This is a genomic window from Jannaschia formosa, from assembly GCF_003340555.1.
Classification (GTDB): domain Bacteria; phylum Pseudomonadota; class Alphaproteobacteria; order Rhodobacterales; family Rhodobacteraceae; genus Jannaschia; species Jannaschia formosa.
In genome coordinates this window covers 44,177-66,415 of record NZ_QPLJ01000022.1, presented here as the reverse complement: position 1 = coordinate 66,415, position 22,239 = coordinate 44,177, and the positions used below count along the sequence as shown (strand labels likewise).

General features: G+C 69.9%; 21 protein-coding genes and 2 tRNA genes. 10 read left to right on the top strand and 13 right to left on the bottom strand.

The window, feature by feature from the left end:
• The 4 genes from DR046_RS17950 to rpsL all read right to left on the bottom strand — a co-directional run.
• A partial coding sequence (locus tag DR046_RS17950) for a GTP-binding protein (RefSeq protein ID WP_135227308.1) occupies positions 1 to 109 on the bottom strand: 109 nt, incomplete at its 3' end.
• An 89-nt stretch (positions 110 to 198) separates the two neighbouring features.
• Positions 199 to 2,325 carry an elongation factor G gene (gene fusA / locus DR046_RS17945; protein ID WP_115383758.1) on the bottom strand — a complete coding sequence of 709 codons (2,127 nt, stop codon included), beginning with the start codon at positions 2,323 to 2,325 and terminating at the stop codon, positions 199 to 201.
• Between the two features lie 83 nt (positions 2,326 to 2,408).
• Positions 2,409 to 2,879 (bottom strand): 30S ribosomal protein S7, encoded by a 471-nt coding sequence (gene rpsG / locus DR046_RS17940; RefSeq protein ID WP_115383757.1) that lies wholly within the window; start codon positions 2,877 to 2,879, stop codon positions 2,409 to 2,411.
• A gap of 111 nt (positions 2,880 to 2,990) precedes the next feature.
• Positions 2,991 to 3,362 carry a 30S ribosomal protein S12 gene (rpsL, locus tag DR046_RS17935; RefSeq protein ID WP_085835153.1) on the bottom strand — a complete coding sequence of 124 codons (372 nt, stop codon included), beginning with the start codon at positions 3,360 to 3,362 and terminating at the stop codon, positions 2,991 to 2,993.
• 285 nt (positions 3,363 to 3,647) lie between these two features.
• Here rpsL and DR046_RS17930 point away from each other — a divergent pair, with 285 nt between their 5' ends.
• Positions 3,648 to 4,460 carry a glycosyltransferase gene (locus tag DR046_RS17930; protein ID WP_135227329.1) on the top strand — a complete coding sequence of 271 codons (813 nt, stop codon included), beginning with the start codon at positions 3,648 to 3,650 and terminating at the stop codon, positions 4,458 to 4,460.
• 62 nt (positions 4,461 to 4,522) lie between these two features.
• Here the strand turns inward: DR046_RS17930 and DR046_RS17925 are convergent, their stop codons facing one another.
• The 5 genes from DR046_RS17925 to DR046_RS17905 form a co-directional block, all read right to left on the bottom strand.
• Positions 4,523 to 5,524 carry a phosphotransferase family protein gene (locus DR046_RS17925; protein ID WP_115383755.1) on the bottom strand — a complete coding sequence of 334 codons (1,002 nt, stop codon included), beginning with the start codon at positions 5,522 to 5,524 and terminating at the stop codon, positions 4,523 to 4,525.
• Positions 5,525 to 5,624: 100 nt separating this feature from the next.
• Positions 5,625 to 6,830: an acyl-CoA dehydrogenase family protein gene (locus tag DR046_RS17920; protein ID WP_115383754.1), complete on the bottom strand. Its 1,206-nt coding sequence runs from the start codon at positions 6,828 to 6,830 to the stop codon at positions 5,625 to 5,627.
• Between the two features lie 74 nt (positions 6,831 to 6,904).
• Positions 6,905 to 7,339: a CBS domain-containing protein gene (locus DR046_RS17915; RefSeq protein ID WP_115383753.1), complete on the bottom strand. Its 435-nt coding sequence runs from the start codon at positions 7,337 to 7,339 to the stop codon at positions 6,905 to 6,907.
• A gap of 206 nt (positions 7,340 to 7,545) precedes the next feature.
• Entirely contained in the window at positions 7,546 to 7,875 is a 330-nt protein-coding gene (locus DR046_RS17910; protein WP_115383752.1) for a hypothetical protein, read from the bottom strand.
• An 84-nt stretch (positions 7,876 to 7,959) separates the two neighbouring features.
• Complete coding sequence (locus DR046_RS17905; protein ID WP_115383751.1) at positions 7,960 to 8,841, bottom strand: LysR family transcriptional regulator; 882 nt, start codon at positions 8,839 to 8,841, stop codon at positions 7,960 to 7,962.
• A gap of 99 nt (positions 8,842 to 8,940) precedes the next feature.
• Between DR046_RS17905 and DR046_RS17900 the strand changes: the two genes are divergently transcribed.
• Entirely contained in the window at positions 8,941 to 10,437 is a 1,497-nt protein-coding gene (locus DR046_RS17900; RefSeq protein ID WP_115383750.1) for a CoA-acylating methylmalonate-semialdehyde dehydrogenase, read from the top strand.
• 436 nt (positions 10,438 to 10,873) lie between these two features.
• On the opposite strand, the gene DR046_RS17895 is transcribed toward DR046_RS17900, so the two are convergent.
• Complete coding sequence (locus tag DR046_RS17895) at positions 10,874 to 11,977, bottom strand: DUF805 domain-containing protein (RefSeq protein ID WP_115383749.1); 1,104 nt, start codon at positions 11,975 to 11,977, stop codon at positions 10,874 to 10,876.
• A 203-nt stretch (positions 11,978 to 12,180) separates the two neighbouring features.
• Here DR046_RS17895 and DR046_RS17890 point away from each other — a divergent pair, with 203 nt between their 5' ends.
• From DR046_RS17890 to DR046_RS17860, 7 genes are all read left to right on the top strand, one after another.
• Positions 12,181 to 12,774 (top strand): L,D-transpeptidase, encoded by a 594-nt coding sequence (locus tag DR046_RS17890; protein WP_115383748.1) that lies wholly within the window; start codon positions 12,181 to 12,183, stop codon positions 12,772 to 12,774.
• Positions 12,775 to 12,940: 166 nt separating this feature from the next.
• Positions 12,941 to 14,044, top strand: coding sequence for a carboxylate-amine ligase (locus DR046_RS17885; RefSeq protein WP_115383747.1), 1,104 nt, complete (start codon positions 12,941 to 12,943; stop codon positions 14,042 to 14,044).
• Between the two features lie 62 nt (positions 14,045 to 14,106).
• Positions 14,107 to 15,246, top strand: coding sequence for an acyl-CoA dehydrogenase family protein (locus DR046_RS17880; protein ID WP_115383746.1), 1,140 nt, complete (start codon positions 14,107 to 14,109; stop codon positions 15,244 to 15,246).
• A 7-nt stretch (positions 15,247 to 15,253) separates the two neighbouring features.
• On the top strand, positions 15,254 to 15,928 hold the full coding sequence (locus DR046_RS17875; protein WP_115383745.1) for a DsbA family protein: 675 nt from the start codon (positions 15,254 to 15,256) through the stop codon (positions 15,926 to 15,928).
• 109 nt (positions 15,929 to 16,037) lie between these two features.
• On the top strand, positions 16,038 to 17,078 hold the full coding sequence (locus DR046_RS17870) for an enoyl-CoA hydratase/isomerase family protein (protein WP_115383744.1): 1,041 nt from the start codon (positions 16,038 to 16,040) through the stop codon (positions 17,076 to 17,078).
• On the top strand, positions 17,075 to 17,944 hold the full coding sequence (mmsB, locus tag DR046_RS17865; protein WP_115383743.1) for a 3-hydroxyisobutyrate dehydrogenase: 870 nt from the start codon (positions 17,075 to 17,077) through the stop codon (positions 17,942 to 17,944). The genes DR046_RS17870 and mmsB overlap by 4 nt, the downstream gene beginning before the upstream one ends.
• 102 nt (positions 17,945 to 18,046) lie before the next feature.
• On the top strand, positions 18,047 to 19,654 hold the full coding sequence (locus DR046_RS17860; protein WP_115383742.1) for a leucine-rich repeat domain-containing protein: 1,608 nt from the start codon (positions 18,047 to 18,049) through the stop codon (positions 19,652 to 19,654).
• Positions 19,655 to 19,865: 211 nt separating this feature from the next.
• Here the strand turns inward: DR046_RS17860 and DR046_RS17855 are convergent.
• From DR046_RS17855 to DR046_RS17845, 3 genes are all read right to left on the bottom strand, one after another.
• Positions 19,866 to 19,942, bottom strand: a tRNA-Asp gene (locus DR046_RS17855).
• A gap of 27 nt (positions 19,943 to 19,969) precedes the next feature.
• A tRNA-Asp gene (locus tag DR046_RS17850) sits at positions 19,970 to 20,046 on the bottom strand.
• A 136-nt stretch (positions 20,047 to 20,182) separates the two neighbouring features.
• On the bottom strand, positions 20,183 to 21,121 hold the full coding sequence (locus DR046_RS17845; RefSeq protein WP_115383741.1) for a pirin family protein: 939 nt from the start codon (positions 21,119 to 21,121) through the stop codon (positions 20,183 to 20,185).
• A 284-nt stretch (positions 21,122 to 21,405) separates the two neighbouring features.
• Here DR046_RS17845 and DR046_RS17840 point away from each other — a divergent pair, with 284 nt between their 5' ends.
• The gene (locus DR046_RS17840) at positions 21,406 to 22,146 is read left to right on the top strand and encodes an SDR family NAD(P)-dependent oxidoreductase (protein WP_115383740.1); all 741 of its coding nucleotides are present in this window, start codon (positions 21,406 to 21,408) and stop codon (positions 22,144 to 22,146) included.
• Positions 22,147 to 22,239 lie beyond the last annotated feature (93 nt).

Sequence of the window (22,239 nt, the reverse complement as noted above, 5' to 3'; positions counted from 1 at the left end):
CGAAATACTTCGTGATCGCCGCCGTCAGCGTCGTCTTGCCGTGGTCCACGTGGCCGATCGTCCCGATGTTCACGTGCGGCTTCGTGCGTTCGAACTTTGCCTTCGCCATCGAAGGTCTCCTTCTTTTGCAGGGGCCGCGTGGCGGTCACGCGGCCTGCGAGGGGGGAAGGTGCGTGGGAAACCCACGCACCGCTGATTTTAGGCGAACTTCTTCTGGATCTCTTCAGAGATGTTCTGCGGGACCGGGTCGTAATGGTCGAACTGCATCGTGAACTGCGCGCGGCCCGAGGACATGGAACGCAGCGTGTTGATGTAACCGAACATGTTGGCCAGCGGAACGAAGGCGTCGATGGCGATCGCGTTGCCGCGGGTGTCCTGCCCGTTCACCTGGCCCCGGCGCGAGGTCAGGTCGCCGATGATGCTGCCCGTGTATTCCTCGGGCGTGACCACCTCGACCTTCATCACCGGCTCGAGCAGCTTGGCCCCGGCCTTGCGCATGCCTTCGCGCATGCACATCCGCGACGCGATCTCGAAGGCGAGGACCGAGGAGTCCACGTCGTGGAACTTGCCGTCGAGCAGCTCGACCTTGAAGTCGATCACCGGGAAGCCGGCGAGCGGACCCGAGTCCATGACCGAGCGGATGCCCTTTTCGACGCCGGGCACGTATTCCTTCGGAACCGAGCCACCAACGATCTTCGATTCGAAGCTGTAGCCTTCGCCGGGCTCGGTCGGGATGATGTTGAGCTTGACCTCGGCGAACTGGCCCGAGCCGCCCGACTGCTTCTTGTGGGTATAGGTGTGCTCGACCGCGTGACCGATGGTCTCGCGATAGGCCACCTGCGGCGCGCCGATATTGGCCTCGACCTTGAACTCCCGCTTGAGGCGGTCGACGAGGATGTCGAGGTGAAGCTCGCCCATGCCCTTCATGATCGTCTGACCGGACTCGATGTCGGTCTCGACGCGGAAGGACGGATCCTCGGCAGCCAGCCGCGCGAGGCCCTGTGACATCTTCTCCTGGTCGGCCTTGGTCTTGGGCTCGACCGCGATCTCGATGACCGGGTCGGGGAAGGTCATCGTCTCGAGCACGACCTGGTCGTTCACGTCCGACAGGGTGTCGCCCGTCGTCGTGTCCTTGAGGCCGGCCAGAGCGATGATGTCGCCCGCGAAGGCTTCGGTGATCTCTTCACGGTTGTTCGAGTGCATCATCATCATGCGCCCGACGCGTTCCTTCTTGCCCTTCGTGGTGTTCTGGAGCGTGTCGCCCTTGTTCAGAACGCCCGAATAGACGCGGGTGAAGGTGAGCGAGCCGACGAAGGGGTCGTTCATGATCTTGAAGGCCAGACCGGCGAACGGCATGTTGTCGTCCGCGCGGCGCGGGACGTTGCGGGTCTCGGTCTCGTCATCGGGGCGGAAGCCCATGTAGTCGACCACGTCGAGCGGGCTCGGCAGGTAGTCGATGACGGCGTTCAGCAGGGGCTGCACGCCCTTGTTCTTGAACGCGGAGCCGCCGAGAACCGGAACGAAGCTGAGCGACAGCGTGCCCTTGCGCAGCAGCTTGCGCAGGGTGTCGACGTCGGGCGCATCGCCGTTGTCGAGATAGTTCTCCATCGCGGCGTCGTCCATCTCGACGGCGGCCTCGATCATCTTCTCGCGCCACTCGTCGGCGAGGTCCTGAAGGCTCTCGCGGATCGGGTTCTTCTCCCAGGAGGCGCCCAGATCCTCACCCTTCCAGACCCACTCCTCCATGGTGACGAGGTCGATCAGGCCTTCGAGATCGTTCTCGGCACCGATCGGCAGCGCGACCGGCACGGCCTTGGCGCCGGTGCGGTCCTCGATCATGCGGACACAGTTGAAGAAGTCGGCGCCGATCTTGTCCATCTTGTTGACGAAGACGATGCGCGGCACCTTGTAGCGGTCGGCCTGGCGCCAGACGGTCTCGGTCTGGGGCTCCACGCCGGCATTGGCGTCGAGCACGCAGATCGCGCCGTCGAGCACGGCCAGCGACCGCTCCACCTCGATGGTGAAGTCGACGTGGCCCGGCGTGTCGATGATGTTCATCCGGTACTTGGTGTCCGACGTGCCGTCCTTGGTCGGCTCTTCCTGGCGCTGCCAGAAGGTTGTCGTCGCGGCCGAGGTGATCGTGATGCCGCGCTCCTGCTCCTGCTCCATCCAGTCCATCGTGGCGGCGCCGTCATGGACTTCGCCGATGTTGTGGGACTTGCCGGTGTAGAAAAGGATACGCTCGGAGCAGGTGGTCTTGCCGGCGTCGATATGCGCCATGATGCCGAAGTTGCGGTAACGTTGAAGCGGATAGTCGCGGGCCATGGTGGCTTACCTCGAATGGGAGGAGAAACGGGCGCGGGGGCCCGGCGGGCCCCCTGCGGGTATCGTCTATGTAGGCGCTGGCCTTACCAGCGGTAGTGGCTGAACGCCTTGTTCGCGTCGGCCATCTTGTGGGTGTCCTCGCGCTTCTTCACGGCGGAGCCGCGGGACTGGACGGCGTCGATCAGCTCGCCGGCCAGACGCTCCTCCATGGTGTTCTCGTTGCGCGCGCGGGCGGCGTTGATCAGCCAGCGGATCGCCAGCGCCTCGCGGCGCTCGGGGCGGACCTCGACGGGGACCTGGTAGGTCGCGCCGCCCACCCGGCGGGAGCGGACCTCGACCGAGGGCTTCACGTTGTCGAGCGCCTCGGTGAAGACCTCGATGGGCGAACGCTTGATCTTGCGCTCGACGCGCTCCATCGCGTTGTAGACGATCTTCTCGGCGACCGACTTCTTGCCGTCGATCATCAGGTTGTTCATGAACTTGGTCAGCACCTTGTCGCCATACTTGGCGTCGGGCAGGACTTCGCGCTTATCGGCTGCGTGGCGGCGGGACATCTCGGTATCCTCTGGAATCTTTTCGTTGCGTCGTCCTCGGGCGCGGCCCGGGGACCTTGGAGCCGGGAAATCCTCGGGTCAGGCCCGAGGAGGAACCGGCCGGGGGGCGGGTCACTTCGGACGCTTGGCGCCGTACTTGGAGCGGCGCTGGCGGCGGTCCTTGACGCCCTGCGTGTCGAGCACGCCGCGCAGGATGTGGTAGCGCACGCCGGGAAGGTCCTTCACGCGGCCGCCGCGGATCAGGACCACCGAGTGCTCCTGCAGGTTGTGGCTCTCGCCCGGGATGTAGGAGATGACCTCGAACCCGTTGGTCAGGCGCACCTTGGCGACCTTCCGCATGGCCGAGTTCGGCTTCTTCGGCGTGGTGGTGTAGACGCGCGTGCAGACGCCGCGCTTCTGCGGGCACGACTCGAGGTGCTGCGACTTGGAGCGCTTGACCTTCGGCTGGCGCGGCTTGCGGATAAGCTGCTGGATCGTTGGCATGTTCTCTGGCTTCCGTCTCGTTCGATGTCTCTGTCTTCCGGCACGACCGACCCGGGCAAAACGCGACGACCGCAGCCGCCCGGAATTCCGACCTGGACGATGCGGTTGGGTGACAGAGGACGCGGGAAGCAGTATCCCGGATCTTGACCGACGGTTCTGGCGTGCCGGGCAAGGCGCGACAGGCGCACCCCGACCGAATTGAGCCGGCACATAAGGGATCGGCCGAGGGGTGTCAACGCGCCTGCCGCCTTGCTCCTGCCGCATCCGCCTGCGACCACCTGCCCCATGCCCGACCTCCAGATCCTCGCGCTCGTCCGCTTCGCCTATCCCGGCCTCGGCGGCTTCCAGACCGAGCACGCGACGGTGGCCGAGCGGCAGGCCCATCTCTGGGCGCCCGCGCGGATGGAGGCGCGGATGCGCACGCTGGAGCATGTCTGCCTCGCGACCCTGCGCAAGCAGACCGACCCGGGCTTCCGCACGCTGATCGTCACCGGCGACGCCCTGCCGGAGCCCTGGCGCGGCCGCCTGCTGGCCTCCGCCGCGACGCTGCCCGGCGCCGAGGTGATCTTTCACCGCCCGATGAACCAGCGCGACGCCATGGCCGAGATCGTGCAGACCCGGCTCCGGGCGCCCGGCCCGCCCAGCGTCCAGTTCCGGCAGGACGACGACGACGGGGTGGCGCTCGATTTCGTTCAGCGCCTGCGAGAAACGGTGACGGAGGTCCTGCCGCTCTGGCGCCGCCACGGGGCGATGGCGGTCGACTTCACCTCGGGAATGATGCTGCGCCTCACCCCGGACGGCCCGCTGGTCGAGGAGGCGCGGCGCAGCCATCTCGGCGTCGCCCAAGCGCTGGTCCTGCGCCCTGCGAGCAAGCGCACGGCGCTGCATTTCCCGCATCACAAGTTGGGCCGACTGATGCCGGCCCTCTCCTTCCCCGAGCCGCGGATGTGGCTGCGCGGGATCGACGGCACCAACGACAGCCGCATGCCCGACGCGCTGGACCGCCTGCGCCCCGCGACCCGCGCACAGAAGGCCGAGCTGGAGACCCGCTTCGGCCTCGACCTCGCGGCCATCGCACGCAGCTTCGCGCCTGCTTGAGCCCGGGCGAGCCGCCGATCGACCGGCGGCCCATCGCGGGTCGCCCCGCGATGCCCCCCGGTTCATCCGCCGGCGCTGACCTCCAGCCCCCGCACCGCGAAACGCCGCGCCAGCGGGCCGAGCTTCGCCGCCTCGGGATCGGCGGCCGAGCCTGCCGCCGCGCGGTCGGCGATGCCGACGAAGATCACCGCGAAGCGGTAGAGCGCGAAGGCCCGGTGGAACGGGAGCAAGGGCGCCGAGCCGGGGCGCGCGGCCATGTAGCGGGCGACGAAGGCGGCCTCCTCCGGCAGGGCGCGCCCGGCGAGGTCGAGGCCGAGCAGCCCGCCATACTCCTCCGGCGCCGTGTGCCAGGGCATGCAGCAGAAGCCGAGATCGGCCAGCGGGTGCCCCAGCGTCGACAACTCCCAATCGAGAATGGCGACGACCCGCGGCTTGGTCGGGTGGAACAGCAGGTTGCCCAGCCGGAAATCTCCGTGGCAGAGCGCGACGGCCCCGTCGTCGGGCGGGCGATGCGCGGTGAGCCAGTCGAACAGCGCCCCGATCTCGGGCACGGGACCGGAGGGCGAGGCACGGTACTGCCGATCCCAGCGCGCCAGCTGCCGGCCGAAATAGTCGCCGGGCCGCCCGTAATCGCCGAGGCCCACAGCCACAGGATCGACGGCATGCATCGCGGCGAGCGCATCGGCCACGGCCATCCAGGTCGGGACGCGATCCTCCCGCGGCAGATCGGCCAGCGCGGTGTCGGTCAGGACGCGGCCCTCGACCCGTTCCATCAGGTAGAAGGGCGTGCCGAGCGGCTCCGGGTCGGCATGGAACAGGACGGGCGCAGGCACGGGGACGGCGGTCGGCGCCAGCGCCTCCAGCACGCGGTATTCGCGGTCGATGGCATGGGCGCCCTTCAGGATCGGTCCGTCCGGCTGCTTGCGCAACACGAGGCGCCGTGCGCCGTGATCGAGGAAGAAGGTCGGGTTCGACTGGCCGCCGGAGATCGGGGTCAACTCGAACCGGCCCTCGTCGGCGCCGAGGCGGTCGGCCAGCAGGGCGCGGAGGGCGGTCAGGTCCATGGCGCGCGCCGCTCCGACGACGGCGCCCGGTGGTCGGCTTGAGGCCGAAATCCCTCGGCCGCCCGCGACGGAGCATGGGAAGGCGACGGATCGAGCGCGCTCATTCCGCCGTTTCCCAGCGCCAGAAGCCGCGGCCCTCGGCGACCAGCTCCCGGTGCAGCACCATCTTGTGGACCTCGTCGGCCCCGTCGACCAGCCGGGCCTGCCGGGCATAACGGTAGATCCATTCCAGCACCGTGTCCCGGCTGTAGCCCCGCGCCCCGTTGATCTGGATGCCCACGTCGGCGGCCTTGTGCAGCAGGTTCGCGACATGGACCTTGGCCATCGAAACCTCCTTGCGGGCGAAGCCCCCGCGCTCGATCTCCCAGGCGGCCTTCATCGTCAGCATCCGCCCGATCTCGATCTCCATGGCGAGGTCGCCCAGCATGACCTGCACGCTCTCGCGGTCGGCCAGCCGCACGCCGAAGCCCTCGCGGCGCGCGGCGTAGTCCGTCGCGATCTCGACGCAGCGCTTCGCCAGCCCCAGCCACCGCATGCAATGGGTCAGCCGTGCGGGGCCGAGCCGGGTCTGCACGACCTTCAGCCCCCTCCCCTCCTCCAGCAGGACGTTCTCCGAGGGCACGCGCAGCCCCTCGAAGCGCAGCTCGCAATGGCCGCCATGCTCCTCCGGGCCCATGATCGGGATGCGGCGGACGATCTCCCAGCCGGGATCGTCGCGGTGGAACAGGAAGGCGGTGTGGCCGCGGCGGGCATCGTCCGAGGTGCGGGCGAGCAGGATGAAATGCTCCGCCACGCCGGCCCCGGTGATGAACCATTTCGTGCCCTCGACGACATAGTCGTCGCCGTCGCGCCGCGCCCGGGTCCGCATCATGCCGGGGTCGGAGCCGCCGCCCGGCGCGGGCTCGGTCATGGCGAAGGCCGACCGAACCCCGCCCGAGACGATGGGCGCCAGCCAGCGCGCCTTCTGCGCCTCAGTGCCCAGCTGCTCCAGCACGCGCATGTTCCCGTCGTCGGGGGCGGCGGCGTTGAAGCAGACCGGCCCGAAGACCGACCGGTTCATCGCCTCGTAGCAGGCGGCGAGCGCCGTCATCGGCAGCCCCTGCCCGCCACTCTCGGGCTTCAGCCCGAGGCACCAGAGCCCCTCGGCCTTCGCCCTGGCACGCATCTCGGCCAGTGGCACCTCGGCGATGTTCTCATGCGCGTCCCAGGCGGCGGGGTCGGCCTCCAGCGGCAGCAGATGCGTCTCGACGAAGGAGTCGATCCGCGCGACGAAGTCCGCGGCATGCGGCGGCAGGGTGAAGTCCATGAAAGTCTCCGGTGCGGGAGGACCAGACTGCGCCGCCCTCCCGCCCGTGACAAGCTGTGGTCAATGGGCCGGCGTCACTGCCCGGCGATCATCGCCTCCAGCGCGCTCTTCTCCATCGACACCTCGCTCAGCCGCGCCTTGACCACGTCGCCCAGCGAGATCAGCCCGACCAGAAGCCCGTCCTCGACGACAGGCATGTGGCGGAACCGGCCGTCGGTCATGCTCTGCAGGACGGCCTCGGAGCGCTCGTTGGGGGCGCAGGTATGCAGGTCGGTGGTCATCAGGTCCGACACCTTCTGCTCCAGCACCTTTCCGCCGGAGCGGCCCAGCTCGCGCACGATGTCGCGCTCCGACAGGATGCCCTCGGCGTGGCGGCCATCGCTGCTGACGACCAGGGCACCGATGCGCCGCGCCGCAAGCTCCGCGACCGCGTCCGCGACCGAGGCACCGGGGTCGATGGTCAGCACGCCCTTGTGGGCCTTCCCGTCCAGAATCTTGGTGACGAACATGTTCGGTCCTCCCATGCCGCGAACGATTGCGGCCAGCGTCGGCCTGCCCCGGCGTCAAGTCAAGTCTGGCTTGCGGAGCGGGGATTTGGCGCCGGCCTTCGCGCATCGGGCCGCAGGATGCCGGACATGCGGACAGGGCCCCTCACACACACCCGGGGCCCCGTCCGTTTCGGGGCTCGCGTCCGAGCCCCTTCCCCCCGCGCGGTTCAGGTGATGCCGCGGATCGTCTGGATGCAGCTCGCCTCGATCGCGGCGCGGAAGCCTTGGATCGCATCCTCCCGCCCGGTACGCGTTTCCTGCACCGGCAGGGCATAGGCTTCGGCGATCAGGGCGCGGAACACGCGGACCTCGCGCCCGTCCTCGGGGGCGAGCGCCAGCATGTCCTCGCGCGGGACGCCGTATTGCCGGTTCTGCATCACCGCGACGGCCAGCTCCCCCATCGAGCCGCAAAGCACCTGCGGCGAGGCGACCTGCGCCTGCGCGGCAGGGGCGAGGAGCGTTGCGGACAGAAGCGCGGCGGCGAGACGGATCGACATGACGGCAGACCTTTCGACTATACGCCCCAAGCCTGCCATCTTCTGCCCCAGTATGGCCACGTTCTTTCCTTCAGTTCGCCGGGATCAATCCGTTTCCAATCGCGCGACCTCGGCCCGGACCCCCTCGGCCAGCAGGTCGGCGACGCGCGTGACCAGCGGCCCGGCGGCGTCGCGGTGGCGGGTCAGGTGGTAGGCGCGGGTCAGCCGGACGGTGTCGGGCAGCACGCGGACCAGCTCCGGCGCAGCGGGCAGCATGAAGTCGTGGACGATCCCGAGCCCGCCGCCGGCGCGCAGAAGCCCCAGCTGCACCGAGGCGGAGTTCGAGGCGAGCCCCGGCATGTCCGCGCCGATCTCGCCCAGATAGTCGAGATCGGCGTCGAAGATCATGTCGGGGATGTAGCCCACCACGCGATGGCCGCGCAGGTCCTCGCGCGACCGGATCGTCGGATGCGCGGCCATGTAGTCGTGCCGCGCCGCAAGGCTCAGCCGGTAGGAACACAGCTTGCGCACCATCAGCCGCCCCGCCTTGGGCGGCGAGACGGTGATCGCCAGGTCCGCCTCGCGCCGTCCCAGGTCGAAGACCCGCGGCAGCGCCACGATGTCGAGCCCCAGCCCCGGATGCGCCACCCCGATCCGTGCGGCGACCGCGGGCAGGACGTGGTTCGCCACCCCGTCCGGCGCGCCGATCCGGACCCGGCCCCGCAGCGCCTCGCCGCCCGCCAGCGCCGCCTCGCCGGCGCGGGCGCGGGCTTCCATCCCCTCGGCATGGGGCAGCAGGCGATGGCCCGCCTCGGTCAGTGCGTAGCCGCGCGGGGACTTCAGGAAAAGCGTGGCGCCCGCCGACCGCTCCAGCCGCGCGACGCGGCGCGACAGCGTCGCGGGGTCGAGCCGCAGCCCCCGCGCCGCCTCGGCGAGGGAGCCGCCGCGCGCCACGCCGAGGAACAGCCGCAGATCGTCCCAGTCCATTGCCGCCACCCTTGCAGAACCGCAAGACCACCCTGCCCAGCCGCCCCTATCGCCGCAAGGCCCCCTGCGCTACACCGCGCCCAAAGAGGAGGGATCCCCATGCAGCAGATCGGACACTGGATCGACGGCGCCGAGGTGAACGGCGGCGACCGTCACGCCGACGTCTACAACCCCGCCACCGGCGAGGTGCAGGCCAAGGTGGCGCTCGCCACCGCCGGCGATCTCGACCGCGCGGTCGAGGTGGCCAAGGCCGTGCAACCCGCCTGGGCCGCGACCAATCCCCAGCGCCGCGCCCGTGTGCTGATGAAGTTCGTCGACCTGCTCAACCGCGACATGGACAAGCTGGCCGAGGCGCTGAGCCGCGAGCACGGCAAGACCCTGCCCGATGCCAAGGGCGACGTGACCCGCGGGCTGGAGGTCGTCGAGTTCTGCATCGGTGCCCCGCACCACCTGAAGGGCGAGTTCACGGATTCGGCCGGCCCCGGCATCGACATGTATTCCATGCGCCAGCCGCTGGGCGTGACGGCGGGCATCACGCCCTTCAACTTCCCGGCCATGATCCCGATGTGGATGTTCGCGCCCGCCATCGCCTGCGGCAACGCCTTCATCCTAAAGCCGTCGGAGCGTGACCCCTCGGTCCCGATGATGCTCGCCGCGCTTATGGAAGAGGCCGGGCTGCCCAAGGGCGTGCTGCAGGTCGTGAACGGCGACAAGGTCGCGGTCGATGCGATCCTCGACCATCCCGACATCGCCTCGGTCGGCTTCGTCGGCTCCACCCCGATCGCAGCCTATATTTATGAGCGCGCCGCCGCCAACGGCAAGCGCGCGCAGTGCTTCGGCGGCGCCAAGAACCACATGATCGTCATGCCGGACGCCGACATGGACCAGGCCGCCGACGCGCTGGTCGGCGCGGGCTACGGTGCCGCGGGCGAGCGCTGCATGGCGATCTCGGTCGCCGTGCCGGTGGGCGAGGAGACGGCGGACCGCCTGATCGAGAAGCTCGCGCCGCGCGTCGAGGCGCTGAAGGTCGGCCCCTACAGTTCCGGCGACGACGTCGATTTCGGCCCGGTCGTGACGGCGGCCGCGAAGGAGAACATCCTGCGCCTGATCCAGTCCGGCAAGGATGCGGGCGCCGAGGCCGTGGTCGACGGCAGCAAGATGTCGGTCCAGGGCTACGAGAACGGCTTCTTCGTCGGGCCCGTCCTGTTCGACCGCGTGACGAAGGACATGGAGATCTACACCAAGGAGATCTTCGGCCCCGTCCTCTCCTGCGTGCGGGCCAAGACCTACGAGGAGGCGCTGGGCCTCGCCATGGACCACGAATACGGCAACGGCACCGCGATCTTCACCCGCGACGGGGATGCGGCGCGCGACTTCGCCAAGCGGGTCAATGTCGGCATGGTCGGCGTCAACGTGCCCATCCCGGTGCCGCTGGCCTACCACACCTTCGGCGGCTGGAAGAAGTCGATGTTCGGTGACCTGAACCAGCACGGCCCCGACAGCTTCCGCTTCTACACGCGCACCAAGACCGTCACCGCGCGCTGGCCCTCGGGCATCAAGGAAGGCGGCGAGTTCTCGATCCCGCTGATGGAGTGACACGCGACCCCGCCCCGGCCCTCTGCGGTCGGGGCGGAGCCTGCATGCCGGAAGACCTGCCCGGTCAGGGAGAGGGGATGCGGCGATGCGGGATCGGCGCGCAGCAGACCTTCGCGGCCTCCTCGACCAACTGACGAGATCTCGTTCGAGGATCGGTCAGAAGGGCCCCCCGGACTGCCTTGGCCCGCCTTGCGTCCGTCATCCTCGGCGCCGCGCTTCCGACAACCATCGCCACGCTCCTCAGCCGGGATGGCGGGTCAGCCCTCGGCACGAATAAATGCGTCGGCTCATCTGAAAGCCGACACCGCGGTCAGCTATCTCGACACCCTCATGCTCGACCTGTCGGGCGTGACCGTCGCCCGGATCACCTCCGACGAGACCCCCGCCACGAGAAGCCTCTGCGGCAGGTCCTTCCCGGCCCGTCCGCTGCCCCCGCTCAGTTCCCCGGCATCCGCGACTGGCGCAGCGCGCGCAGTGCCTCAGGCGTGGTGACGCCGGCCAGCGGGTCCCGCGGCACGACCGGCAGGTCGCTGCCCCGGACCGGCGCCTCGCGAACCCCGGTGCCACGACCGTAGCGATTGCGGTGGATCTGCCCGGGCGCGGCCAGCAGCACCAGAAGGAAGACCGGCCCGATCAGCGGCACCAGGCCGATGAGCTGCCACCAGCCGCTGTGATCGGTGTCGTGCAGGCGCCGGATCGTCACCGCGATGCAGGACAGGCTCACCGGGATGCCGACGATCGCATAGGCCGCCCAGCCGATCCAGTTCGCCATCACGACGGGGCGCAGGTCGGGGAAGGGCACGGGTTGGGCCGCGGTGAATGTTTCGTAGGCGCGCTGCTGCTCGGCCAGCATCGCCGCCTCCCAGGCGTCGATTGCCGTGAGGACGGGCCAGGCCAGCACCGTCGTCGCGGCGACCGAGGCGGTGGTGACGACCAGCATGAACCACCAGAACTCCCCCGGCCCCGCGCGTCCCCGGAAGGTCAGGGGCGCCAGCAGGCAGCTCACCGTCGCCTGCACCGGGCCCATCGGGACCGGCGCGCGCAGCCCCGGGTCGAGCGGCGGCAGGTCGCGGGCGACGCCTGCGCCGGGCCGCCCGACCTCGCCGGGGGCGGGCCCGTAGGGCGACTTGCCGTAATCGTTTTGGCCGGGGTCGCCGGGCAGGATCAGCAGCACCAGCAGGATCAGCGGACCGACCAGCGGCAGGAGCGTGATCCAGTACCACCAGCCGCTCCGGTCGGTGTCGTGCAGGCGCCGGACCATGACGGCGAGGTGGCACAGGCTCGGCCAGAGGCCCAGCACCGCCGCCCAGCCCATCATCTGCAGCCTTTCCTGCAGCAGGCCCTCGATCGGAACCGGCCGCGGCAGGCCCTGCGCGTCCAGCCAGACCAGCTCCAGCACCGGCCAGAGCAGTCCCAGCCAGACCGCCGTCCCGACCAGCGTGTAGACCAGGGTGAACCACCAGTATTCCGAGGGCGCGGCCCGTCCGCTCCAGGTGAGAGGGCGCGCGAGGCAGCGGAAGGTGGCGTCGATCGGGCCCATGGCCGGTCCTCCGAGGGGATGTCCCGCCCGGCGTCGCACCGGATTGCGGCCCGATTCGGGCAGGGACCCGGCCCCCGTTCGGCAATTCACCGCCTGCCGAAAGGTCACCCGCGCGCAGTTGTGAACGTCACGCCGTTGAGACCTTCCGCCGGGATCGCTACATTCCAGCTGATTTCGCGGACCACGTCAGAACGGAGACCACCATGAGCAGCCAGACCCGCCGCAGCCTGATCCTCGGGGCGACCGCAGCCCTGGCCGCCCCCACCGTCCTGCGCGCGCAGGAGCGGGAGCGGACGATGGAGGATTTCGGCGGCGTCACCGGCCCGTCCGAGGCGCGGCGCAACACCTCCAGCTTCCAGCGCATCGACTGGCGCGACCACTTTGACTCTCTCGGGCTCGCCACGATCATCTGCGACACGACCAGCCGCGCGCTGCACTACTGGGATTCGACCGGCACCGACTACCGGCTCTACCCGACCTCGGTGCCGATGACCGACGAGCTGACCCGCACTGGCTACTCCGAGATCGTGCGCAAGACCGTCGGCCCGACCTGGACGCCCACGGCCAACATGCGCGCCCGCGACCCTTCCCTGCCGGAGTTCATGCCTGCCGGCCCCGGCAACCCGCTGGGCACCCACGCGATGTATCTCAGCTGGCCCGCCTACCTGATCCACGGCACCCACGACACGCGCAAGATCGGGCGCCGGTCCTCCTCGGGCTGCATCGGCCTCTACAACGAAAAGATCGCCGAACTCTACGAGATCACCCCGATCGGGACGCAGGTCCGCCTGATCTGAACCGGCCGCCGGGCCGCCCTCCTCGGGGGCGGCGGGTCCGGGCATGGACAGGAACCGCGCCCGGACCCGGCATCTCCCTGCCTCCCCTCGGCGGCCCGGCGCCTTGACCTCAGGGAAGGTTCGCCTTCCCCGCCCGGTCGACTAGGCTCCGGTCGAGGAGACCGCCATGCCCGACGACCCGCCCTTCACCATCGGCATCGAGGAGGAATACCTCCTCGTCAATCCCGCCACCGGCGCGCTGGCCGAGGCCCCGCCCGAGCTGATGGAGCAGGCGCAGGAGACGCTGGGCGGGCAGGTCTCGCCCGAGTTCCTGCGCTGCCAGATCGAGGTCGGGACCGGCGTGTGCGAGACGATCGCCGAGGCGCGCGCCGACCTGTCGAACCTGCGACGCACGGTGATCGATCTGACCCGCGCCCACGGGCTCGCCCCCATCGCCGCCTCCTGCCATCCGTTCTCGGACTGGCGCGACCAGCAGTTCACCGACAAGGACCGCTATCGGGAACTGGCCCGCGACATGGGCGGCGTGGCCGAGCGGATGCTGATCTGCGGCATGCATGTCCATGTCGGCCTGCCCGACGAGGAGACCCGGATCGACCTGATGTCCCAGGTTGCCTATTTCCTGCCGCACCTTCTGGCGCTGTCGGGCTCCTCCCCCTTCTGGCAGGGACAGGACACAGGGCTGTCGAGCTACCGGCTGACGGTCTTCGACAACATGCCGCGCACGGGGCTGCCGCCGCTCCTGTCGAACTGGTCGGACTGGCGCCGGACGGTCGGGACGCTGGTCAACCTCGGCGTCATCGAGGACGGCACCAAGATCTGGTGGGACCTGCGCCCGTCCGACAGCTTCCCGACGCTGGAGACGCGCATCTGCGACGCCTGCCCCCGGATCGACGACGCGCTGACAATGGCGGCGCTGGTCCAATGCACCCACCGGATGCTCTGGCGGCTGAAGAACCGCAACCAGCGCTGGCGCGTCTACGACCGCTTCCTTCTGGAGGAGAACCGCTGGCGCGCCATGCGCCACGGCACGCGCGAGGGGCTGATCGACTTCGGCCGCGGTGCGATCGTCCCCCTGCCCGAGCTGGTCGAGGAATGGCTGGAGCTGATCGCCGAGGATGCCGAGGCGCTCGACTGCCGCGCCGAGGTCGCCCGCGCCCATGACATCGCCCGCGACGGCAACGGCGCCGACCGCCAGCGCGCCGTCTTCGCCGAAGGCGGCATGGACGCCGTGATGGCGCATCTGAGGGAGGCGTTCGGCGAAGGGCTTTGACACCGCGCCCCCTCCCGCGTTAATTGAACGCACGTTCTATTCCAGCGGCGCGGGAGGGCCCCATGGATTTCGCACTCTCCGAGGAAAGCACCGCGATCTTCGACATGGCCCGCGACGTGGGCCAGGCGGAGATCGCGCCGAACGCCCGCGCCTGGGAGGCGGAGGGGAACATCCCCAAGGACCTCTGGCCCAAGCTGGCCGCGCTGGGCTTCGGCGGGCTCTATGTCCGCGAGGAATCGGGCGGCTCGGGCCTCACCCGGCTCGACGCGACGCTGGTCTTCGAGGCGCTCAGCATGGCCTGCCCCAGCGTGGCCGCCTTCCTGTCGATCCACAACATGTGCGCCAAGATGATCGACGCCTTCGGGTCGGACGATCTGCGGGCGAAATACCTGCCCGGCGCGCTCAGCTGCGAGACCTTCTTCTCCTACTGCCTGACCGAACCCGGCTCGGGCTCGGACGCGGCGGCGCTGAAGACGAAGGCGGTGAAGACCAACGACGCGTATCGCCTGACCGGCACAAAGGCCTTCATCTCGGGCGGCGGCTATTCCGACGCCTATATCGTCATGGCCCGCACCGGCGAGCCCGGCCCGCGCGGCATCTCGGCCTTCGTGGTCGAGGACGGGGCCGAGGGCCTGTCCTTCGGCGGGCTCGAGGACAAGATGGGCTGGCGGTCGCAGCCGACCCGTCAGGTCCAGCTCGACGACTGCCCGACGCCCCTCGGGAACCTGCTGGGCGAGGAGGGCCGCGGCTTCGCCTACGCGATGGCCGGGCTCGACGGAGGCCGCCTCAACATCGCGGCATGCTCGCTCGGGGCCGCGCAGCAGGCGCTCGACCAGACCGTCGCCTACGTGAAGGAGCGCAAGGCCTTCGGCCAGTCGCTCGCCGACTTCCAGAACACCCAGTTCCGCCTCGCCGAGATGGAGATCGAGCTGCAATCGGCCCGCGTCTTCCTGCGCCAGGCCGCCTGGAAGCTGGACCGGGGCGCGCCGGACGCGACCATGCACTGCGCGATGGCCAAGAAGATGGTCACCGAGGCCGGGTCGCGCGTGGTCGACGGCTGCCTGCAACTCCATGGCGGCTACGGCTATCTCGGCGACTACGGGATCGAGAAGCTCTCCCGCGACCTGCGGGTCCACCAGATCCTCGAAGGCACGAACGAGATCATGCGGCTGATCGTGGCGCGCGGGCTGCTGGCGGCGTGAGGGCCGGATGACCGCCCGGGCCCTCGACCGCCGCACGGTGCTCGCCTTCGGCCTGCCTGCGCTCGCCGTCGCGGGCGGCGCCGCCCTCTGGCCGCGCCTGAAGCCCCTGCCGACCGAGCCCATCCCGGGCCTGCCCGGCTTTCGCCGCCTCGCCTGGACGCCGAAGCTCACGGCGGTGCAGACCCTGGCCCTCGGCCTCGACACCCCCGCCGCCCCGCCTCCCGCGCCCGACCCGGCCGCCGCGCTGCCCCCGGACGCTCTGACCTTCTTCACCTCCGGCGGCTGCCCCCTCTGCGCCCCGCAATGGGAGGGGCTTCCCGCTCTTGGCCTCCCCCTTCACATCCGCCCGCTCGCCTTCTTCGGCCCGACCTCCGAGCGCGCGGCCCGCGCCCTGATCGCCGCCGGAGAGGCGGCGCCCCACCTCCACGACCGGCTCGTCGCCACGGCGTTCCGGACCGAGGACCCGTTCATAGAGGCCGTCGCGACCGAGGCGCTGGGCGCCGGGGCCGCCCGCGCGATCCTCGCCCGCATGGACGCGCCCGAGACCACCGCCCGCCTGGCCGAGAACCATACCCTCGCCGCCCGGCTCGGCCTGCCCGGCACACCCGCCACGCTGGTCCGCCGCACCCTCGCCGTGGGGCTGACGCCGGCCCCCGTCCTGGCCCGCCTGGCCCGCGCATGAAGACCGCCGCCCAGGCATCGACGCGCGCCCTGCCCTCGTCGCGCGGTCACGACCACCCAAGCTGCGCCCCCGTCCGCGGGGGCGCCCCGATCCCGGTCGAGGAGACGGAATGACCGACATCCACATCCGCATCGACGGCCGCGCGGGCCGGATCACGCTGAACCGCCCCGACGTGCTCAACGCCCTCTCCTGGAAGATGTGCCTCGCCATCGAGGCCGCGCTCGACGCCTGGGCCACCGACCCCGCCGTCGCCCTGGTCCTGATCGACGCCGCGCCCGGCCGCGCCTTCTGCGCCGGGGGCGACATCCTCGAGATGCACAAGGCCGGGACCGAGGGTCGCTACGACTACGGCCAGCGCTTCTGGCGCGACGAATACCGGATGAACGCCAGGCTCTCCCGCTTCCCGAAGCCCGTGGTCAGCTTCCTGCACGGCTTCACCATGGGCGGGGGCGTCGGCGTCGGCTGCCATGCCAGCCACCGGATCGTCGACGACACGAGCCGCGTCGCGATGCCGGAATGCGCCATCGGGCTGGTCCCGGACGTGGGCGGATCGATGCTCCTCGCCCGGGCGCCCGGGCGGCTGGGGGAGTATCTCGGCACCACCGGCACGCGCATGGGGCCGGGCGACGCGATCCATGCGGGCTTCGCCGACCTCTACGTCCCCGAGGGCTGGGACGAGCTGAAGGCGCGGCTGGCCGGGACCGGCGACGCCACTCTGGCGGACGAGGCGGCCCGGACCCCGCCCGAGGCGCCGCTCGCCGCGCAGCGGGCCGAGATCGACGCGCTCTTCTCCGGCGCGATGCTGGGTGACATCGCCCGCGCCGTCGCCGCTGCCGACACGCCGCTGGCCGAGGCCGCCGCGAAGGCGCTAGCCGCCAACAGCCCGCTCTCGATGGCCTGCACGATCGAGATGCTGCACCGGCTGGGCGACGCCCCGACCATCGACCAGGCGCTGCTGCTCGAATACCGCTTCACCCATCGCGCGCTGGAACATGCCGATTTCGTCGAGGGCATCCGCGCCCAGATCGTCGACAAGGACCGCCAGCCCCGGTGGCGCCATGCCGGGCCCGAGGCGGTGCCCGCCGCCGATGTCGCGGCGATGCTCGACCCGCTGCCACAAGACACGCCACTTCCGGAGGTTTCCCCATGAGGATCGCATTCATCGGCCTGGGCAACATGGGCGCGCCCATGGCCCGCAACCTGATCGCCGCCGGCCACGAGGTCACGGGCTTCGACACCGAGGCCGCACCCCAAGGCATCGCGATGGCCGGCAGCGCCGCCGAGGCCGTGCGCGACGCCGAGATCGCCGTCACCATGCTGCCGAACGGCGCCATCCTGCGCGCCGTGGCGAAGGAGATCCTGCCTGCCATGGCGAAGGGCGCGGTCTTCCTCGACTGCTCTACCGTCGACGTGGACAGCGCCCGCGCCGTGGCCGAGCAGGCCGGGGCGGCGGGCGTGCAGGCGCTCGACGCGCCGGTCTCGGGCGGCATCGGCGGGGCCGAGGCCGGGACGCTCACCTTCATGGTCGGCGGCACGGCCGAGGCGCTAGGGATCGCCGCACCGGTGCTCGACGTGATGGGGGGCCGGACGGTGCATTGCGGCGCCTCGGGCAGCGGGCAGGCGGCGAAGATCTGCAACAACATGATCCTCGGCGCGACCATGGTGGCGACCTGCGAGGCCTTCGCGCTGGCCGACAGGCTGGGGCTCGACCGGCAGGCGATGTTCGACGTGGTCTCGACCTCGTCGGGCCAGTCCTGGTCGATGAACACCTACTGCCCCGCGCCCGGCGTCGGGCCGAAATCGCCCGCCGACAACGGCTACAAGCCCGGCTTCGCCGCGGCCCTCATGCTCAAGGACCTCGGCCTCGCCCGCGACGCGGCCGAAAGCGTCGGCGCCCCCACCCCCATGGGCGACGCCGCCCTCGCCCAGTACCGCGCCTTCGTCGAGGAGGAGGACGGCGGCGGAAAGGACTTCTCGGCCATGCTCCCCCGCTTCGCCGAGCGCGCCCGATCCTGACACCCCACCCGCCCTCACCCGCCCTCACCCGCCCCCCGCCGTCCCCGGGCTTGACCCGGGGACCCACCCCCGCCGAGATGCTTCGACGGCAGAGGGGCGAAGATGGCGAACGAGGACTGGGACGAGGCCGTCCGGCGGGTGAGGGCGGCGCGGGAGAACGGCGAGGATCGGCTCGACCTGTCCGGGCTGCAGATCGACAGCCTGCCGCCAGAGATCGCGGACCTCACCAACTTGCAACTCCTCGACCTCAACGGCACGCGGATCAACGACGCAGGCCTCCGCCGAATTACAGGCCTCACCGCCTTGCAAATCCTCGTCCTCGACAACACGCAGATCACCGATGCCGGCCTCTCGCACATCGCGAACCTCACCGCCTTGGGGTACCTCGTCCTCAACAACACGCAGATCACCGACGCAGGCCTCTCCCACATCGCAGGCCTCACCGCCTTGCGGCACCTCGACCTTGCCAACACGCATATTGCCGACAGGGGTCTTTTCCACATCGCGGGCCTCACCACCTTGCAGGGCCTCTATCTCAACAACACGCAAATTACCGACTTGGGCCTCCCCCACCTCGCGGACCTCGCCTCCTTGCTGAGCATCGACCTAGACAGCACGCGGGTCACCGATGCCGGCCTTCCCCACATCGAGGGCCACACCGTCTTGCAGCACCTCGGCCTCGCCAACACGCAGACCACCGATGCGGGCCTACCCCACATCTCGGGTCTCACCGACTTGCGGCACCTCGACCTCGCCAACACGCAGATCAGCGATGCGGGCCTCCTCAGCATCGAGGGCCTCACCGCCTTGCGGCACCTCGTCCTTGACAACACGCTGATCACCGACGCGGGCCTGCCCCGCATCGCGGGACTCACCGCTTTGGAGAACCTCTATATCAACGACACGAGGATCACCGACCTGCGCCCGCTGCTCGACTTACTCCTGCTGACCAAGGGACCATGGGACGTGGTTGATCGCATCCGGCTGAACAATATCCCCGCCCTCTCCGACCCCGGCATCGCCTCCGCCATAGCCCACGACGACTACGAGGCCCAACGCAAGGCCCTCCTCGCCCATCTCCGCAGCCTGCCCCCTTGGCCGGAGCCGATTGGATCGTCAACCAGTCAGAAGCAAGGCCAAGCCGCTTCCGTTCCGAGGACCTTCACGCCGCTCACCGTAGCTGCAGCGCGCGACCTGTTGGAGAACGACTACCCTCTCGTGCGCGACCGCTGCCAGCACACGATGGCGATCCTCGCCGAAGGTCTCTCCTATCATCGTATCCGCATCCCCAACGATGAGGATGCCCTGGCGGATCATCGTCAGGTCGAGCAGGCTCTGGTCTATGCGCGTGCCTTGGCCGCGAGCGTCCATGACTCGCTGCCAGCAGACTTCACCGACCGTCCGCTCACCGATGCGGAGGTCGACAGGTTCAAGTCCGCCTTCAACGAGGCCTTGATCAAGATCGAGCAAGCGGCGAGGTTCATCGACCGGCCTGACCACTCGCCTACGATGGGCGGCCTCATGCGCCTCGGCGTAGCCAGCGCCGTCGGAGGGCTGGTCGCGCTGGTCCCCGGCGTGGCAGCGGCGGCGACGATCCCGGCCGTCTATGCGGCGCTATACGGCAAGGAAGGGGCGAAGGCCGTGATCGGTGCATTCAAGGGCGGCGAGGTCGTCGGGAAGCCAGGGACAGATACGTCCGGAGGTGATTAACCGCGCAGGTTGGCCGAGCATCTGCGGGCAGCCTCCGGCACGGCGAAGGACATGCCCAAGGAGCGCCGATGCATTCCGCCCGCGCCATGCCCAGAGCACGCGCCGAGTCAAACGCCCGCCCCCCGGTCTCCCGAACGTCCGACGTGGATCACCCGTGGATCATACCCGGATCACCCGTGGAATCGGACGTCATTTCGAAGGGGGAGGAAAATGGCGCGGTTGACGGGGCTCGAACCCGCGACCCCCGGCGTGACAGGCCGGTACTCTAACCAACTGAGCTACAACCGCGCATCTTCCGGGGACTTGGGCAAGCGGTGGCGCGGTTGACGGGGCTCGAACCCGCGACCCCCGGCGTGACAGGCCGGTACTCTAACCAACTGAGCTACAACCGCCCGCTTGACCGCCGTCTCCAGCGTGAGCGGGGGTCTAAGATGCGTGGAGGGGGGCGTCAAGCGACGAATGATCCCTTCTGTGTCCAGAGATCGGGGAAGGGCCGAGGCCGCCGCAGGGCGGCGCCCCGCCACCCCATCAGCGCGGCGGCAGGGGGATGTGCTCCGCATCGTCGCCGGGCGGCAGGTGGAAACGGCCGTTCAGCCAGTCCCCCGCGCGCCACGCCTCCTTCGCGGCCTCGATCCGCTCCTTCGAGGAGGCGACGAAATTCCACCAGATGTGGCGCGGCCCCTCCAGCGTGTCGCCGCCCAGCAGCATGAGCCGCGCCCCCCGCTCCCCGGCCTTGACGGACAGCCTGTCGCCGGGCCGGAAGACCAGCATCTGGCCGGTCCCAAAGTCCTGGCCGGCCACGGATATCTCCCCGTCGAGCACATAGACCCCGCGGTCCTCGTGATCGTCGGGCAGCGGGATCGCGGCGCCGGCCTGCAGCACGGCGTCGGCATAGAACATGCGGCTCGGATGCTGCGCCGAGGTGCGCGCGCCATAGGCCTCGCCCAGCACCAGCCGCACCGTCTTTCCCTCTCCCTCCAGCATCGGCAGGTCGGCCTTGGCGACATGCTCGAAGCTGGCCTCGGCATCCTCATGGCTGGCAGGCAGCGCCATCCAGGTCTGCAAACCGAACAGCGACCTGGGCTGCTGGCGGTAGTCGCCATCGGCCCGCTCCGAATGGGTGATGCCGTGGCCCGCCGTCATCAGGTTGACCGCGCCCGGTTCGATCCACTGGTCGGTGCCGAGCGAATCCCGATGATGGATCTTGCCCTTCAGCAGGTAGGTCACGGTCGACAAACCGATATGCGGATGCGGGCGCACGTCGATCCCCTCGCCGGTCAGGAACTCGGCCGGGCCCATCTGGTCGAAGAAGATGAACGGCCCGACCATCTGGCGCTTCGAGGCGGGCAATGCGCGGCGGACCTCGAAGCCGCCCAGGTCGCGGGCGCGGGGGACGATGACGGTCTCGATGGCGTCGACCTCGTCGCCGGTCGGGCAATGGGGGTCGAGGGCGGGGTTCCAGGACATGGGGCGGGCTCCTCTCTGACCCCGACGATATAGACGCCGCGGGCGAAGCTGTCGCCGGCCGCGCGCGCAGGGCTCCTGTGCGGCGGGATCGCGGGGCCTCGGACGATTGGCGCCGGCTTCGAAGGCGTAAGTCGTGAGCTTCCGGGCTTCCCGCGCGTCGCTTCCGGACCGGAGCCCCACGAGAAGCGAAACCTTCGGAGATCTCGACGCTCTTCCCGGGCCGCGCGCGCTTGCAACCCCGGGCGCTTCGGGCACAAACGCGCGGACAGGCCGGAGGGAGAGACATGGCAGGCATCGCATTGATCACGGGGGCCGCCCGGGGGATCGGGCTGGCGACGACGAAGCTGTTCCTCGAGGAGGGGCGCCACGTCGTCATGGTCGACATCGACGCCGAGGAGTTGGCCTCCGCCGCCGCGACGCTCGGGAACGTCACCGCCCTGCCCTGCGACGTCTCGGACCCCGATGCCGTGGCGGAACTGGCGCGCGTCGCGCCGGGCCCGGTCCATGCGCTGGTCAACAACGCGGGCCTCGCGGATTTCGGGCCGCTGGAGGAAACGGGCTTCGACCGCTGGCGCGCGGTCATGGCTACCAATCTCGACGGCCCCTTCCTGATGACCCAGGCCTTCCTGCCGCAGCTGCGCGAGACGCGCGGCGCCATCGTCAACATCGCCTCGATCAGCGCGCTGCGCGCCTCGACGCTGCGGGTCGCCTACGGCACCTCGAAGGCGGGGGTCGCGCATCTGACCGCGCAGCACGCGGTGGAACTGGGCGAGCACGGCATCCGGGTCAACTGCGTCTGTCCCGGTCCGGTCCGCACCAAGCTCGCCATGGCCGTCCACACGCAGGAGATCATCGACGCCTATCACGACGCGATCCCGCTCAATCGCTACGGGCAGGAGCGGGAGATCGCCGAGGCCATCCTCTGGCTCTGCTCGGACAAGGCCAGCTACGTGACCGGACAGCGGCTGGCGGTCGACGGAGGCTTCGAGGCGACGGGGATCGGCCTGCCCGCGCTGCGCGCCTGAATGCGGCCCGATGGCCCGGGATCGTGCCGGACAGGTCACGCCGAAGAGGATCTTCACGAAGCCGTCTTCAATCTGCCCTAATCAAAAGTTAAC

Bases quoted from the DNA above. Each gene is read 5' to 3' on its own strand.
- DR046_RS17880 (WP_115383746.1), top strand. From the start codon at position 14,107: ATGGATTTCGCACTCTCCGAGGAAAGCACCGCGATCTTCGACATGGCC.
- DR046_RS17920 (WP_115383754.1), bottom strand. From the start codon at position 6,830: ATGGACTTCACCCTGCCGCCGCATGCCGCGGACTTCGTCGCGCGGATC.
- DR046_RS17925 (WP_115383755.1), bottom strand. From the start codon at position 5,524: ATGGACCTGACCGCCCTCCGCGCCCTGCTGGCCGACCGCCTCGGCGCC.
- DR046_RS17895 (WP_115383749.1), bottom strand. From the start codon at position 11,977: ATGGGCCCGATCGACGCCACCTTCCGCTGCCTCGCGCGCCCTCTCACC.
- DR046_RS17875 (WP_115383745.1), top strand. From the start codon at position 15,254: ATGACCGCCCGGGCCCTCGACCGCCGCACGGTGCTCGCCTTCGGCCTG.
- DR046_RS17870 (WP_115383744.1), top strand. From the start codon at position 16,038: ATGACCGACATCCACATCCGCATCGACGGCCGCGCGGGCCGGATCACG.
- DR046_RS17905 (WP_115383751.1), bottom strand. From the start codon at position 8,841: ATGGACTGGGACGATCTGCGGCTGTTCCTCGGCGTGGCGCGCGGCGGC.
- fusA (WP_115383758.1), bottom strand. From the start codon at position 2,325: ATGGCCCGCGACTATCCGCTTCAACGTTACCGCAACTTCGGCATCATG.
- DR046_RS17915 (WP_115383753.1), bottom strand. From the start codon at position 7,339: ATGTTCGTCACCAAGATTCTGGACGGGAAGGCCCACAAGGGCGTGCTG.
- DR046_RS17930 (WP_135227329.1), top strand. From the start codon at position 3,648: ATGCCCGACCTCCAGATCCTCGCGCTCGTCCGCTTCGCCTATCCCGGC.
- DR046_RS17840 (WP_115383740.1), top strand. From the start codon at position 21,406: ATGGCAGGCATCGCATTGATCACGGGGGCCGCCCGGGGGATCGGGCTG.
- DR046_RS17860 (WP_115383742.1), top strand. From the start codon at position 18,047: ATGGCGAACGAGGACTGGGACGAGGCCGTCCGGCGGGTGAGGGCGGCG.
- DR046_RS17890 (WP_115383748.1), top strand. From the start codon at position 12,181: ATGAGCAGCCAGACCCGCCGCAGCCTGATCCTCGGGGCGACCGCAGCC.
- DR046_RS17900 (WP_115383750.1), top strand. From the start codon at position 8,941: ATGCAGCAGATCGGACACTGGATCGACGGCGCCGAGGTGAACGGCGGC.
- rpsL (WP_085835153.1), bottom strand. From the start codon at position 3,362: ATGCCAACGATCCAGCAGCTTATCCGCAAGCCGCGCCAGCCGAAGGTC.
- DR046_RS17885 (WP_115383747.1), top strand. From the start codon at position 12,941: ATGCCCGACGACCCGCCCTTCACCATCGGCATCGAGGAGGAATACCTC.
- mmsB (WP_115383743.1), top strand. From the start codon at position 17,075: ATGAGGATCGCATTCATCGGCCTGGGCAACATGGGCGCGCCCATGGCC.
- DR046_RS17845 (WP_115383741.1), bottom strand. From the start codon at position 21,121: ATGTCCTGGAACCCCGCCCTCGACCCCCATTGCCCGACCGGCGACGAG.
- DR046_RS17910 (WP_115383752.1), bottom strand. From the start codon at position 7,875: ATGTCGATCCGTCTCGCCGCCGCGCTTCTGTCCGCAACGCTCCTCGCC.
- rpsG (WP_115383757.1), bottom strand. From the start codon at position 2,879: ATGTCCCGCCGCCACGCAGCCGATAAGCGCGAAGTCCTGCCCGACGCC.